Annotated in this window: 15 protein-coding genes; 13 read left to right on the top strand and 2 right to left on the bottom strand. The window is 54.2% G+C overall.

From position 1 onward, the window contains the following. Positions 1-178 precede the first annotated feature (178 nt). The 7 genes from IRJ17_RS15400 (at position 179) to IRJ17_RS15430 (ending at position 8,699) form a co-directional block, all read left to right on the top strand. Entirely contained in the window at positions 179-544 is a 366-nt protein-coding gene (locus IRJ17_RS15400; RefSeq protein ID WP_005831018.1) for an Asp23/Gls24 family envelope stress response protein, read from the top strand. A 13-nt stretch (positions 545-557) separates the two neighbouring features. Beyond that, positions 558-2,267, top strand: a complete 1,710-nt coding sequence (locus IRJ17_RS15405; RefSeq protein WP_242771046.1) for a DAK2 domain-containing protein — start codon at positions 558-560, stop codon at positions 2,265-2,267. Positions 2,268-2,288: 21 nt separating this feature from the next. After that, complete coding sequence (locus IRJ17_RS15410; protein WP_173598042.1) at positions 2,289-3,143, top strand: DegV family protein; 855 nt, start codon at positions 2,289-2,291, stop codon at positions 3,141-3,143. 180 nt (positions 3,144-3,323) lie between these two features. Continuing rightward, positions 3,324-3,986, top strand: a complete 663-nt coding sequence (sdaAB, locus tag IRJ17_RS15415) for an L-serine ammonia-lyase, iron-sulfur-dependent subunit beta (RefSeq protein ID WP_122965092.1) — start codon at positions 3,324-3,326, stop codon at positions 3,984-3,986. A gap of 54 nt (positions 3,987-4,040) precedes the next feature. Next, positions 4,041-4,925 carry an L-serine ammonia-lyase, iron-sulfur-dependent, subunit alpha gene (gene sdaAA / locus IRJ17_RS15420; protein ID WP_122965093.1) on the top strand — a complete coding sequence of 295 codons (885 nt, stop codon included), beginning with the start codon at positions 4,041-4,043 and terminating at the stop codon, positions 4,923-4,925. A gap of 1 nt (position 4,926) precedes the next feature. Then, complete coding sequence (gene recG / locus IRJ17_RS15425; RefSeq protein ID WP_242771048.1) at positions 4,927-6,981, top strand: ATP-dependent DNA helicase RecG; 2,055 nt, start codon at positions 4,927-4,929, stop codon at positions 6,979-6,981. Positions 6,982-7,139: 158 nt separating this feature from the next. Continuing rightward, on the top strand, positions 7,140-8,699 hold the full coding sequence (locus IRJ17_RS15430) for a hypothetical protein (RefSeq protein ID WP_242771050.1): 1,560 nt from the start codon (positions 7,140-7,142) through the stop codon (positions 8,697-8,699). 10 nt (positions 8,700-8,709) lie between these two features. On the opposite strand, the gene IRJ17_RS15435 is transcribed toward IRJ17_RS15430, so the two are convergent. Both IRJ17_RS15435 and IRJ17_RS15440 read right to left on the bottom strand, forming a co-directional pair. Continuing rightward, complete coding sequence (locus IRJ17_RS15435) at positions 8,710-9,195, bottom strand: GNAT family N-acetyltransferase (RefSeq protein ID WP_242771052.1); 486 nt, start codon at positions 9,193-9,195, stop codon at positions 8,710-8,712. A 21-nt stretch (positions 9,196-9,216) separates the two neighbouring features. Next, the gene (locus IRJ17_RS15440) at positions 9,217-9,588 is read right to left on the bottom strand and encodes a VOC family protein (RefSeq protein WP_370641080.1); all 372 of its coding nucleotides are present in this window, start codon (positions 9,586-9,588) and stop codon (positions 9,217-9,219) included. A 135-nt stretch (positions 9,589-9,723) separates the two neighbouring features. On the opposite strand from IRJ17_RS15440, the gene IRJ17_RS15445 reads away from it, so the two are divergent. The 6 genes from IRJ17_RS15445 (at position 9,724) to IRJ17_RS15470 (ending at position 14,437) form a co-directional block, all read left to right on the top strand. After that, positions 9,724-10,602 carry an AraC family transcriptional regulator gene (locus tag IRJ17_RS15445; RefSeq protein ID WP_242771054.1) on the top strand — a complete coding sequence of 293 codons (879 nt, stop codon included), beginning with the start codon at positions 9,724-9,726 and terminating at the stop codon, positions 10,600-10,602. Positions 10,603-10,764: 162 nt separating this feature from the next. Further along, entirely contained in the window at positions 10,765-12,006 is a 1,242-nt protein-coding gene (locus IRJ17_RS15450; protein ID WP_242771056.1) for a DNA polymerase IV, read from the top strand. Continuing rightward, positions 12,003-12,392 carry a YhjD family protein gene (locus IRJ17_RS15455; RefSeq protein WP_242771058.1) on the top strand — a complete coding sequence of 130 codons (390 nt, stop codon included), beginning with the start codon at positions 12,003-12,005 and terminating at the stop codon, positions 12,390-12,392. The genes IRJ17_RS15450 and IRJ17_RS15455 overlap by 4 nt, the downstream gene beginning before the upstream one ends. Further along, a complete protein-coding gene (locus IRJ17_RS15460) occupies positions 12,389-12,739 on the top strand; it encodes a YolD-like family protein (protein WP_122965098.1) in 351 nt (116 codons plus the stop codon). Before IRJ17_RS15455 ends, IRJ17_RS15460 begins: the two co-directional genes overlap by 4 nt. A gap of 272 nt (positions 12,740-13,011) precedes the next feature. Next, on the top strand, positions 13,012-13,293 hold the full coding sequence (locus IRJ17_RS15465; RefSeq protein WP_063229853.1) for a hypothetical protein: 282 nt from the start codon (positions 13,012-13,014) through the stop codon (positions 13,291-13,293). 172 nt (positions 13,294-13,465) lie between these two features. Then, positions 13,466-14,437, top strand: coding sequence for a helix-turn-helix transcriptional regulator (locus IRJ17_RS15470; protein WP_242771060.1), 972 nt, complete (start codon positions 13,466-13,468; stop codon positions 14,435-14,437). Positions 14,438-14,602 lie beyond the last annotated feature (165 nt).

Raw genomic sequence — 14,602 nt, forward strand, 5'->3', positions numbered from 1 at the left:
ATTAGCACATGATTGCTGTCAATTGCAATACTTGACAAGATGATTTGCCAGCTCTTTCTCATAGGGTTGGTAGGATCGACAAAACGCTTCATTTCTCACATCCGTTAGTGTAGAATTGAGGGAAGCATGGGTACGCTTACCTATGAGGCAAGCTGTTTAACAGAGGAGGAGTCCTTCAATGACAGTGGAAATGAGCACATCATTAGGAAAAATTGATGTTACAGAGGACGTAATTGCACGAATTGCCGGAGGCGCAGCCATGGAAGTTTTCGGGCTGGTGGGCATGGCTTCCCGCAAGGCGTTGAAAGATGGAATTGCCGAGCTTCTTGGCCGCGACAACTTGAGCAAAGGTGTCGTCGTGCACAATACGAACGGCGAAGTGGTTTTGGACATGCATATTATCGTCAGCTATGGCGTGAAAATTTCCGAGGTGGCAGGCAACGTGCAACGCCGAGTGAGATATACCTTGGAGCAAACGGTAGGCATCGACGTCACTGCCGTAAACATCTTTGTGCAGGGAGTTCGTACAGACAGAGATTCGTAAGGAGGAACATCAGTTGGTACATACGCATCTAGATGGCGTGCTGTTTAGCCGGATGGTTTACCTGGGGGCGAACCTATTATCCGACAACGTCAGAGTAGTAGATGGCTTGAACGTTTTTCCGGTGCCGGATGGCGATACGGGGACAAACATGAATTTGACTTTCACATCCGGTGTGGATGAGCTGAGACGCAAGGAATCTCCCCGCATCTCGGACAGTGCTGCTGCTCTGGCAAAAGGTCTTTTGATGGGAGCGCGGGGGAACTCCGGTGTCATTTTATCGCAGCTTTTCCGTGGCCTGAGCAAATCAGTCAATGGAAAAGACGAGGTGAACGCCCGTCAATTTGCCGATGCCTTGAAAGCAGGTGTGGACGCTGCGTACCAAGCAGTGATGAAGCCTGTGGAAGGCACGATTTTGACTGTTGCCCGCGAAGCGGCGGAGATGGCTGTGCGTGCAGCGCGCACGTCAGATGATATTGTCTCTGTAATGGAAAAAACGTACGAGCAGGCGCAAGCTACGCTCTTGCGCACGCCAGAAATGCTGCCTGTACTCAAAGAGGTGGGCGTCGTCGATTCAGGCGGACAGGGCCTTCTGTTTATTTATGAAGGGTTCTTGCGCGCCCTGCGCGGCGAGGAACTTGCCGAGCGCGGAGAACAAGCCAAGCCGTCCGTGCGCCCGGAAGAGCTGGACAAGCTGATTTCCGAACAGCACAATGCACAAGTCCATCTGAAAACGGAGGACATCAAGCACGGCTACTGCACGGAATTTATGGTTCATGTCACACATAGCACAGAGCCGAACAAAAAGCCGTTTTCCGAACTGTTGTTCCGCGGTCATCTGGATACGATGGGCGACTCGCTCCTGGTAGTTTCCGACGACGAAATCGTCAAAGTACATATTCATGCAGAGCATCCGGGCCAAGTGTTGCAATACGCGCAACAGTTCGGAAGCCTGCACCGGATCAAAATCGAAAACATGCGCGAGCAGCATGCGAACATACTCAAAGCGGAAGAGGGCAAAAGCGAGGCGAAGGCGGCAGAGCCAGCTGTCCAGCCTGCGAGTGAACAGCTCCCTTACGGATTGATTGCAGTCGCTGCGGGCGAAGGCATCGCCAAAATTTTGCGCAGCATGGGTGTGCATGTCGTGGTCGAGGGCGGCCAGACGATGAACCCGAGCACAGAAGATTTCATGAAAGCTGTCGCAGGACTGTCTGCCCAGCACATCATCATATTGCCAAACAACAGCAACATTATTATGGCGGCACAACAGGCTGCCGCACTCGCAGAGGTTCCGGTTACTGTCGTGCCGACGAAGAGCGTTCCGCAAGGTTTGGCGGCGGCGCTCGCTTTCCACGCAGACGCCGAGCCGTCTGTGAACGCATCCGCGATGGAAAAAGCCATCTCCCAGGTAAAGACGGGAATGGTGACACATGCGGTTCGCGATACGCAAATGGGTGAAGTCACGATCAAGGAAGGCGACTTCATCGGCTTGCAAGAAAAAGAAATCGTCACGGCTGGGCCAGAGCTTTTGGAGTGCGCCAAGACGCTGCTTCTGGGGATGGTGGACGAAGAGACGGAAATCGTCACCGTGTTCCTGGGAGAAGGAGCGACAGAAGAGCATGCCGAAGCGTTGCAGGAAGCTGTGGCAGACGCATACCCGGATGCGGAAGTGGAGATTCAGCCTGGCGGACAGCCGCTGTATCCCTTCATTTTTTCCGTGGAGTAACGAGGAGAGGAGCACGCCAGAATGCCAGTTGTGATTCTTACTGACAGCGCGTCCGACATCGACGCGTCTGTAAGGCAGTCGCTCGGTATCGTGACCGTTCCGTTGAAGGTCATGTTTGGCTCGGAGACGTATTTGGACGGAGTGACGATCTCTTCATCCGAGTTTTTTGAAAAGCTGAAGCAGTCTCATGCTTTGCCGACTACTTCGCAGCCATCGCCGCTTGAGTTTGCCGAGGCGTACAAAGCCATCCGGGAAGAGTACGGAAGCGATGTACAAATCATTGCCATTCTTCTGTCCGGTTCCTTGTCCGGCACGTATCAGTCCGCGATGATCGCGAAGTCCATGCTCGACGAAAACATCGATATTACCGTAATCGATTCGCGCAAAGCGTCGTTCGTGCACGGAATGATTTGCGTGGAAGCGGCCAAGGATGCGAAAGCGGGAAAAGGCAAGGAACAAATCCTCGATGCGATCGACCGCTATCTCGATTCCGTGCAAGTGTACTTTATCGTAGATACGCTGGAGTTTTTGCAAAAAGGCGGCCGGATTGGCCGAGCTTCGGCTGTCATCGGTTCTTTGCTCAATATCAAACCGATTTTGACGCTCGACCCGGCAGGCTACGTGGCTGCTTTTGACAAAGTGCGCGGCACGAAAAAAGCGCTCAACCGCGTGCTGGAAGCCTTGCAAGAGTATGCGCAGGGTCAGCCTGTAAGAGTCGCGGTTCTCCACAGCAGTGCCCACGAGCAAGCAAGCGAGCTGTTGGAGCGGGTGAAAAACGAGTTCCAGGTAAGCGAGTCACATCTGGAGCAAATCGGTCCGGTAATCGGCACACATACAGGCCCAGGGCTTCTGGGCGTCGTGATGGTCAAGCAATAAAAAGTCAAAGTGAATCAGATGAGAGAAAGCCTCCCGGTGGATGGGAGGCTTTTTACGCGAGTGAAGCGGCGAGGGCGATGACAGCACACGCTACACTTTCCCATGTGGCGCTTTGACAGCCTGTAGGATACAATGAGAGTGAATCTTGTTGAACCCCTTGTCATTCAGGAGGAGAACCGGTTGAAGTATAAAAGCGTATTTGATATCATCGGCCCCATCATGGTTGGACCATCGAGTTCCCATACAGCTGGCGCAGCCCGGATTGGCCGGGTGGCACGCAAGCTGTTCGGACGTCAGCCACAGCGGGCAGACATTACTTTTTACGGCTCATTCGCGAAAACCTATCAGGGACACGGCTCCGATGTGGCGACCGTTGCAGGGATTCTCGACTTCGATACATCCGATCTGCGCTTGAAAAATTCGCTCCTGCTTGCAGAAAAAGCCGGGATGGAAGTCGCGCTGACTACCTCCGACGTTTTGACGGAGCACCCGAACACGGCGCGGATCAAGCTGTCTGACGATCAGCACCAGGTTGAACTGGTAGGCGTATCGATTGGCGGCGGAAAAATCGAGGTGCTGGAACTGAACGGCTTTTCGTTTCAGCTCGGTTTCGACACGCCGACGTTGCTCGTTTTGCACGAAGACCGCTTCGGCATGATTGCCGCTGTAGCGAAAGTGCTCACGCAGCACCGGATCAATGTCGGATTCATGGAAGTGTCCCGACACGAACGCGGCTCCCGCGCCTTGATGGCGATTGAGACAGACTCGACGGTTTCCGCAGAAGTGCTGGAGGAAATTCGTCAGATTCCCCATATTTTTGATGTTTCCCTGCTCTCGCTCTAGCCAACATCCGAGCCAAAGCACGAATAGCAGGATCAGAGGAGTGAAATCAACCAGATGTTTCGTAATGTAGCTGAACTGGTAGAATTGGCCGAATCGCAAGGGAAACCGATCTCCCAGGTGATGATCGAAGCGGAAATGGAAGTTTCCCAGCGTACAAAAGAGGCCATCATGCAAGACATGTACGCCAATCTCGATGTGATGGAAAAAGCAGTGCGCCGCGGCCTTACGGAAGATATCCGCTCCCATAGCGGACTCACGGGCGGCGATGCGAAAAAACTGCAAGAATATATGAAGAACAAGCCTTTCTTGTCCGGCCCGACTCTGCTCAACGCCGTGTCGATGTCGGTAGCGGTCAACGAGGTGAACGCAGCGATGGGAACGATCGTAGCGACACCGACAGCGGGTGCCTGTGGGATTGTGCCGGGAACACTGTTTGCCGTCTCAGACAAGCTGCAACCAACCCGCGAGCAGATGGTCAACTACTTGTTCACGGCTGGAGCGATCGGCTATTGCATCGCCAACAATGCGTTTATTTCCGGTGCGGCTGGCGGCTGTCAGGCAGAAGTAGGCTCGGCGACCGCGATGGCAGCGGCTGCGATTGTGGAGATGGCAGGCGGCACCCCGGAAGAATCGGCGCAGGCAGTGGCGATTGCCTTGAAAAATATGCTCGGTCTGGTTTGTGACCCCGTAGCCGGACTGGTAGAAGTGCCGTGTGTCAAACGAAATGCGATGGGAGCGGCGATTGCGACAGTCGCAGCGGACATGGCGATGGCGGGAATCAAGAGCGTGATTCCGACAGATGAAGTCATTGATGCGATGTACCGGATCGGCTGCTCCATGCCGACTGCCTTGAAGGAAACCGCGCAGGGCGGATTGGCAGCAACCCAGACAGGCCGTATGATCGAAGCGAAAGTGTTCGGCGTACGGATGGAGAAGTAAAATGGCTGGGGCTTATCAGTCACCCGTCTCCCTTTTGCACGGGGTAGGGGAGGAACGGGCGAAGGCATTTGCGGGACTCGGGATTCACAGCATCGGCGATTTGCTGGAGTATTTCCCTTCCCGCTACGAAGATTACCGCGTGCGCGATTTGACAGAAGTAAAAGATGGAGAGAGGGTCACGCTGGCAGGTACGGTGTACGGCGAACCCTCTGTTCGTTTTTATGGAAAAAGAAAATCGCGCCTCTCTGTCAAGCTGGTGATGGATCGGGTGGTCGTGACGGCTGTCTGGTTCAACCAGACGTTTGTCAAAACGAGACTGTCGCCCGGGAAGGAAATTCTCGTGACGGGCAAATGGGACAAGCACAAGCTCCAGATTACGGTCAGCGAGATGACAGAGGTAGACTCGGAGCGAGCGGCGAAACGAGGCGAGCTGTCTCCGGTCTATCCGCTCGGCGGAGATATGACTACGACGCTGCTGCGTAAATCGATCCAGCAGGCGCTGCGGCAATACGGCAAGGAAATCCCGGAAATTTTGCCGCCAGACATCGTGGAGCGCTATCGGCTGATGCCGCGCGTCGAAGCGTTTCACTCGATCCACTTTCCGGAAAATGCGGAAGTAGGACGTCAGGCGCGCCGCCGGATCATGTTTGAAGAGCTGTTTTTGTTCCAGTTGAAAATACAGACGCTTCGCCGCATCAATCGGCAGCAGTCGGAAGGTGTGGCTCTTTCCATTCCGATGGACGAAGTGCGGCAGTTTGTCAAAGGGCTGCCTTTTCCGCTGACAGACGCGCAAAAGCGGGTTGTCAAAGAAATATTGGACGACATGCTCGCGCCTCACGCGATGAACCGACTGTTGCAAGGTGACGTAGGCTCGGGGAAAACGGTAGTGGCGGCCATCGCGCTGTTCGCTGCCGTGAAAGCTGGCTATCAGGGCGCCTTGATGGTGCCGACCGAGATTCTTGCCGAGCAGCATGTGCAGTCGCTGACGAAGCTGTTGTCAGACTTCGGCATCGAGGTGGCACTGCTGTCGGGATCGTTGACAGCCAAGCGCAGACGCGAAGTCATCGGCTCGCTGCAAATGGGGCTGATCGATGTCGTCGTCGGGACGCATGCGCTCATCCAGGAGGACGTGTTCTTCTCGCGCCTCGGCCTGGTCATTACGGACGAGCAGCACCGCTTTGGCGTAGAGCAGCGGCGCATTTTGCGCAACAAAGGACTGACTCCCGACGTCTTGTTCATGACGGCTACGCCGATTCCCCGGACGTTGGCGATTACGGCGTTTGGCGATATGGACGTTTCGACGATCGACCAGATGCCGGCAGGCCGCAAGCCGATTGAGACAACGTGGAAAAAGCACGACCAGTTTCCGGCCGTCCTGGAGCAGATGCGCGATGAATTGCGAAAAGGACGCCAGGCGTACGTCATTTGTCCGCTCATTGAAGAGTCGGAAAAGCTCGATGTGCAAAATGCAATCGACGTCCACGCCCAGCTCACTCATGTCTTCCCGGAATTTGGCGTCGGGCTGATGCACGGTCGCTTGCCTGCCAAGGAAAAGGAGGCGGTGATGCAAGCTTTTCTCGCAGCGGAGCACGCCGTTTTGGTTTCTACCACTGTCGTCGAGGTCGGAGTCAACGTGCCGAATGCGACGTACATGGTCATTTACGATGCCGAGCGCTTCGGGCTTGCCCAGCTGCACCAGCTGCGCGGTCGGGTCGGTCGCGGTTCGGAGCAATCGTACTGCGTCTTGATCGCCGATCCGAAATCCGAGATCGGCAAAGAGCGGATGCGCGTCATGTGCGAGACGACGGACGGCTTTGAGCTGTCGCAGCGCGATTTGGAATTGCGCGGACCGGGTGACTTTTTCGGCACGAAGCAGAGCGGATTGCCGGAATTTAAAGTCGCGGATTTGCTTGCCGACTACAAAGCGTTGGAAGTCGCCAGACAGGAAACCGCGAGACTCGTGGCCGAGGACGCTTTTTGGCGGGAGCCAGCTCATCAGTGGCTGCGCGATTACTTGCAGCGTGAAGGCGTGCTGGATGGCATCGTCTTTGATTAAAAATGGAAAGCAAGAGTCTTCTTTTGCACGTTTGTGTGCGGGGGAGGCTCTTTTTTAGTGATAAAACGATTTTTTTCAGGAAAAAAATGTGACGAAATGGCAAGGATAAACGTCTTATCTTCACGGATAAAAATTTACTGGGGAGAGAGGCGAATTTTGTGTTTTTGCGAAATCTTCGGGGAATGAGCATCGCGTTGGGCTTCTCTTTGATCATCATGACGGGTTGCAGCATGGCCGCAGCCTCTTCGGCACAAAAACAAACGGGCACAAATCCAGCAACAGGCGCTTCGTCCGGCAAAGCCGCACCATCGGGCACGACACCGAAGGCAGCGGATGACTGGAAGCAAAAGGAGCGCCCTTACGATTATGCAAGCATGAAAGCAGATGTGGTTATTCAATTAGATGAGGACACGCGGTTGCAGTCGCCGCTGCGCACGGTAGTCGGACCGACTCCGCAGTCGTACACGCTCTTTTTCCGGGAGGAGATGGACCGGGGAAGCGTGGAGACGATGATTCGCAAGCACGCGAAAGAAGAGGCGGCGAGAGAAGGTTTGGGGTTCATTGAACCGACGTTTGCTTTTCACTGGTTGAACAACCGTCAGTTGCAAGTGCTGGTAACTCTTCCTGCTACCGCCGGAAAAGAGCGGGATTGGACGGAATACGTTCTGAGTGCCGGGGGAGCCAAATCGACAAAAGGCACGGTGATTGGTGCAGCGAATGCTTTTCACGCTGTTGTGCTTGCGCCTTCGCAAATTTGGCGAATCTCTGTCGACGGCAAAGTGCGCGAGAAGCTGACTGACTTTTCCGTCATGACCAATATGAAGTTTTTGGACCGCGAGCAACGGTACGTGCTGCAGAGCCGTTTCACGAAATATTGCGAGTGCGACGCCCGGTATCCGATGCTCTATTCGATTTACGATACAAAAACAAAGGAACGCACCCTTTACCCAGTGGAGCTTGCGGACAACTATCGTGGAGCAGGCGATTTCATCGCAGATCGCCGGGGCTTCTTCTATGCACAGCCGGATAAAGGAATCACTGTTCCGCCAAGCGACAGCGCCGTTCGCGTTCAAGTACAAGGGTATGTGCATGGTGCGAGCTTCAGCTACGATCAGAAACAGTTGCTGATGGCAGTGGGGAAAGCCGAGCAGAAAAAAGACCTCGATCTCGTTGTGTTTGATCTGGAAAAGGGAACGGAAAAGCGCATTCCTGGAGCGATCAAGGGATGGGTGCCTACGAGCGAGTCCAACGGGGAGATTTTGCCTGTCGCCTTCCAGGACGATGGCCGCTACGCCACGTTCGCGATGAGAAGCGAAGAATCAGGCTTTGAGGAAATACGTCTGCGCTATGAGTGGAAGAGCGGCAAGGTCATCGCATGGACACCGCCTGTTCCGGCCGATTCCTGGTCCGGGTATGTGCAGTCGACGGATGGCGCGTATCAAATGTACTGGAACGCAGGTCTGTTCAAAGGCAACGTGCCGCTGATGGACATGCGCGGCGATGGTCTCTGGCTGCCGGGCACGCACCGTTTTTTGTTTACGGAATGGGAAAAAGCCGCGCAGGAAACCGACTTGAAGCAATCGCTGTACTTGTTTGACGCCGATACAAAAGCACAGTCCGTGCTCGTGTCGGGCCTTCCTGCGGGTCTTTCCATCCTGGGAGCAAGCGCGGATGGCAAATGGTTGTACGTGATGACGGACCGAACGCTTGCTCCTTAAATCGCGATCATCACGATTCGTATTCGTCGGCAAGCATGGACAGGATAAGCAAAGATTCGTACGTATCTCCGGTCTTCAGGCAGTCGCGCAACGTTCCTTCCACGCGAAAGCCTTCGGAAAGGTAGAGCGTGCGGGCGACGTCGTTTGTTTCCTTGACGTCCAGCCAAAGGCGGTGGGCTTTTCGTTCCTGAAAAGCCCATTGCTTGATTTGGCGCAAGATGCTGCGGCCGTAGCCTTGACCTTTGACTGCGATCGTAATGCGTTTCAGCTCAATTGAATCATGCGGATTGGCCAGCCCGGCGATGATGACGTAGCCTACGGGGTGGCCTGTTTCTGCTTTTTCAGCGATCATGTGCAAAATATCGGGATCGTCAAGAGCTTCCCGATGCCGTTCTTCGCTCCAGACGACGAGAAAAGGGGCGTTTTCGGGTGCTTGCTCCACATCGCAAACGAACGGGAGGTCTGTTGGCACGGTAAGGCGCAGGCGGATCGTCACAGTCGGTTTCCCCTTTCTTTGTCAGCATTTGGCTGCCATCAGCAGATTGCCATCCGGGTCTTTGAACGTGAACCAGTGTCCGTGCTGGATCGGACCGACCAGCTCCACCCCCAACTCTTCCAGGTAACGATAGGAGGCTTCGATGTCCGTCGTGTTGAAGTGAAAGAGCGGAGCATCATCAGGGGTGCGTTTGGGAAAAATTTTGCTGTCCAGCACCAGGTTGGAGCCGTTGTTCATCGGGATGCAATAAAGGTGTCCAAACGAAATCTCGCCGTCTTTCGGCAGGCCCAACAGCTGGCAGTACCAGTCGCGCGCACGCTCAATATCGCTGACGGCGATGAAAATGGCTCCGATCTCGGAGTGCAACGGAGAAGGAGAAGTGGTCATGGGCATGATTCGCTTCCTTTCGGTACGGTATGGGAATCGGGATGCTACATGTAGCGAAGCCACCCTGCATCATCGGGCACGAAATGTCGGATCGCTTCGCGGTATGTCTGTTACTCTTTGGTGGAGAGGGAGGTCATGTTGATGGATATGCTGCAAAAATGGAACGAAGCTCTGGACTACATCGAGGAAAATCTGGCTGGCGAGATTGATGTCAAGCAGGCCGCACGCGTGGCTTGCTGCTCGGAATACCACTTCAAAAGGATGTTCTCCTCTCTGGCTGGCATTCCGCTTTCCGAGTACATCCGGCGCAGGCGCATCACACTGGCTGCTTTCGAGCTGAAAGACGAGCGGGTGAGAGTCATTGATGTCGCCATCAAGTACGGGTACAGCTCGCCGGATTCGTTTGCCCGCGCCTTCGTGCACATGCACGGGGTAACGCCCACCGAAGCGAGAGCCAGCGGCCAGTCGCTGAAAGCTTATCCGCGCATGACCTTCCATCTGTCTATCAAAGGAGGCAGTGTCATGAACTATCGTATAGAAGAGAAAGCGAGATTTCGCATCGTCGGCTTGCAGAAACGGGTTCCGTTGATGTACAACGGGGTGAATCCCGAGATTGCTGCGATGTGGGCCTCGCTGGATGCTGAAAAAATCGAGCAGCTCAAATCTTTGTCCAATGCCGAGCCTGTAGGATTGTTGAGCGCATCCACGAATTTTTCCGAAAAGCGGTTGAATCAGGGCGAGCACGGAGAGCTGGATCATTACATCGGCGTGGCCACGACAAAGGAATGTCCAGAGCACTTCGCGAAGCTCGAAGTGGCGGCCTCTACCTGGGCGGTATTTGAAGCCGTAGGACCTTTTCCCGATACGCTGCAAGACGTCTGGGGCCGCATTTATGCCGAGTGGTTTCTCTCTTCCGGCTACGAGCTGGCGGAAGGTCCCGAACTGCTGTGGAATGCCGACAAGGATACGACTTCGCCGACATTTCGCAGCGAGATTTGGATTCCTGTTGTCAAAAAATAACATCCTCGTATCAGATTCGCACACGCTTGCCGAAACACCTGCTGGCGTGTGCGTTTCTTTTGCAGAAATAATTACCAATGTTTTTTTCGGCGGGTCAGGTATAAAAACGAACATACGTTTGCTATAATAAGAACATAAGTTCTTGTTTAGGGGATGATGGTGATGCCCAATGCGAACAAACGGTGCGTCTTCTTGATCGACATGGAGAGCTTTTACGCCAGTATTGAAAAAGGGGCCAATCCGGCCTTGCGCAATCAGCCGATTGTGGTCGCAGGAGATCCGCAGCGGCGAAGCGGAGTAGTGCTGGCAGCCTGTCCGATTGCGAAGTCGTACGGCGTGATTACGGCAGAAGCACTGTGGCAGGCGCAGCAAAAATGCCGCAAGCTCGTAGTCGTGCGTCCGCGCATGGAGATGTACCTCCAGATTTCCATGCACATTACCGCGATATTCGAATCGTTTACCGACAAGGTGGAGCCGTATTCGGTTGATGAGCAGTTTCTCGATGTGACCGGGAGCCTTCACTTGTTCGGCGACCCGTTGCAGCTGGCAGCGCAGATTCAAAAACGGGTCTGGGCGGATACGGGCATCCGCTGCCGGGTAGGAATCGGGGAGAACAAGGTACTCGCGAAAATGGCCTGTGACAACTTCGCCAAAAAGCGGAAGGACGGCATTTTTTGGCTGAAACGCGAGGAGCTGGAAGAAACGCTCTGGAAGCTTCCGGTAGAGAAAATGTTCGGCGTAGGCTCGCGGATGAAGCGGCATTTTCACCGGATGGGCATTTACCAGATCGGTCAGCTCGCGAAGCTCTCGCCAGATGTGCTTACCCGCCACTGGGGAGTGAACGGCGAAGTGCTGTGGCGTACGGCGCATGGCCTCGACGATTCGCCTGTCTCCCTCGATGTGTACGGCACGCAAAAAGGGATCGGCCATCATATGACGCTGCCGCGCGATTATCATACGGCCAAAGACATCAAGGTCGTGCTGCTGGAGTTGTGCGAAGAAGTATGCAGGCGAGCCCGCAAAAAGGAGCTGATGGGTTCCGTCGTGTCGGTTGGCTGCCGCGGGGCGAACTTGTCGGCAGGAGAAGGCTTTGGCCGACAGATGAAGCTGGCAGAAGCGACGAATGATGCCATGGAGCTGTACGAGGCAGCCTGCCGGTTGTTTGATCGCCATTGGCAGCAGACGCCTGTGCGCAGTATCGGGATCAACCTGGAGCAGCTGATTTCCGATCATGCCGTGCAGCTAAATTTGTTCACAGACAACCACAAACGCCGTTCGCTCGCCCGGACGATCGACGAGATTCGGACGCGGTTTGGCCCGGATGCGATTTTGCGGGCAGCCTCTGTCACGGAGGCTGGTCAGGCGAAAGAACGCGCACGCAAGATCGGGGGGCACTACAAGTGACGACTCCGCTGGCAACAGAAGAGGAAGAGTACGAGCTTGTCCGGCAGTACATTTTGTTCGGCATTTTGTTTCAGGCTGTCATGGTCGATTGGAGCCGGCTGCAGCTTGTGCCGTTAAAGCTCTCTTACCAGGCCATGATCGATGGGGCTTTTCAGGAGCTGTCGCGCTGGGCTGAGCGGCAGCAGCAGCAAATGCGCCGCCTTTTGCAGCAGCGCGACTGCACAGTAGTCCGCGCCAGGCGCGAGGGGCACGTGTACATGGTGCACTACCAGCAGCGCGGATATGTACGGGAAGCCCGGTACACCATTGAAATGTTGCAGGCAGAGTGTCAGGAGCTGATCGATTGGTGGATGCGAAATCAGCAGCGAGGAGAGAAGAGAGCATGAGAGAAAAGCGCGTATCCAAAAAAGAGAATGTGTTTGTAGCCAGCCGATTTGTCCTCCCAGAACATCGGGAAATGTATTTGCGCGCCAAGGAAGAGGAGCAGAAGTACGTGCCGCCCGAGCTTGACCAGGAGCAGTTGGGAGCGATGAGCGAGCTGATCTGGCAAGGATTTCAGGCGAACAACCTCTTGAAGCTGACATACTTTGACGGACGCGAGCCGCGGCACTTGTCTGCCCACGTCATACATATCGATCAGGCGGCCCGGCGATTGAAGCTCAAGACAGGCGACGGGTTTCACTGGCTTTCTTTTGCGTGTTTGCTGCAAGTAGAGCTGGCTTCGGGTTTTTGAGCGGGAAATGCAGGAAGAACAGGGGCACGAGGATTCAGAAAATGGACAAAAATAGGCCCCTTTTTGCAAAGCAAGTGGCAAAAAACAGCGTGCCGCGCTGAAACGATGTGTGTAAAGAAGCAGTGAGATTCCTGAAACGAAAAGCGGTCAAAAACAACCGTTTTTCGTCTTTTTTTGGCTTAAACGCTTTTTGCCAGAACAGGATGTTTCCCTGTATTGTTAGGATATCATTTGAAGCAGATAACTGCTGGATAGAACAAAGGAGATTTTACATGCTAGCACAAGAAATGGGTGTCATGTTCACCAAGCACGCCGATCAAATTACTTCCAAGCGTTGGGGGGAATTTATTCAGCAATTGGAGGAAAAAGGCTTGTACGTGCTCATCGAGACGGACACGATCGGACGAGTAATGAGCCCTTTGGGCGGATTGATGCCCATGCCCTGCAAGAGCGAGACGCTCCACATTGTGACAGCAGAAGAGCTGGAGCAACGCGGTCTGCCGCTCGGTCACCACATCGTGACGAAACCAAAAGAAAAAGCAACCACTGCCTAAGCGCAATCGAACGGACAAAACCTTTTCAGCCTTGGAAACAAGAGGCAGAAAAGGTTTTTTTGTGTGATTATCAATTGATAATGAAAATCAAAATCAATATAATGAAGAAAAATGTGGCAGGCAATGCGTACCAATCGTTTGACATAGAAGAGGGGCAAAAAGGATGAGGAACATGCATATTCAAGCGGAGTTTTCCGAGTTTACCGAGTACAATCAAGTGATCACGGACCAGCTGGAATGGGCCCGCTCAGAGGAAATCGACGGGATGGAGCGGTTGCACGATCTGCCGTCGCACTATGGGGAAGGGTACCATCGGCATGTGGCGGTGCGCGAGGGACTGAGGCTCGATTACAGCAACATGTATTTGCACCAAACTTTTTCGATGGAGACGAAAATGAAGTACCCTCATCTGGAGCTGGCTTTCAATATCGAGAGCGGAGCGAACTGGACCGTGAATGGCGGGCAGCAGGAGTTTTGCTCACAGACAGGAAGCGCTCAGCTGATTTACATGAACGATCTGACGTGCCATGCCCAGATGCCGAAACATGAGCGAATTTCCCATCTGGAGCTGAGCTTTGACTACAAGCTGTGGAGCCAGCTGCTGGAAGCGATGAACGCGTGCCCCGAGCAGTCGTTTGCGAGGCTGGAAACGACGATCACCCCTGGGATGACGCACATTATCGAGCAGGTGATCAGCAATCCGTATCGGGGAACGATCAAGAAGCTGTTTATAGAAGGCAAGGCCATGGAGCTGTTGGCGCTGTTTCTGCAGGAGGCGGAGCTGGAAAAGGAACAGCGGATTTCGCTGAAGGCAGATGACGTCAAAAGCATCCATGAAGCGAAAAACATCCTGCTAAAGACGCTGGATCATCCGCCAAGCCTGATACATCTGGCGAGAAAAGTCGGGATCAACGACTACAAGCTGAAAATCGGGTTCAAGGAAGTGTTCGGAACGACAGTGTTCGGCTTCGTGCGGCAGCAGCGGCTGGAAAAAGCCAAGCTTTTGCTGGAGAGAGAGCGGGTCAGCGTCAGCGAGGCGGCATTGCTCGTAGGCTACAGCAACTTCAGCCACTTTGCTTCGCTGTTCCGCAAAACGTACGGGGTGAATCCTAGCTTGTACGGCAAGCGGCTGGAAAAACCGTAAAAGCAACAAAACAGTCACAACCGTTTTGTTGACCGCAAGCGGCCACATCCCATTTCATGAAAAACGGCGAGACATTTTTCATCGCAAAAAAGACGTTCAATCGCGAGCGTCTTTTTTTGTTGCGGGCATTTTCTCCCTCTAGGGGCAGTCTCTCTCCGCGAAATG

Source organism: Brevibacillus parabrevis, from assembly GCF_022701015.1.
Classification (GTDB): Bacteria; Bacillota; Bacilli; order Brevibacillales; family Brevibacillaceae; genus Brevibacillus; species Brevibacillus parabrevis.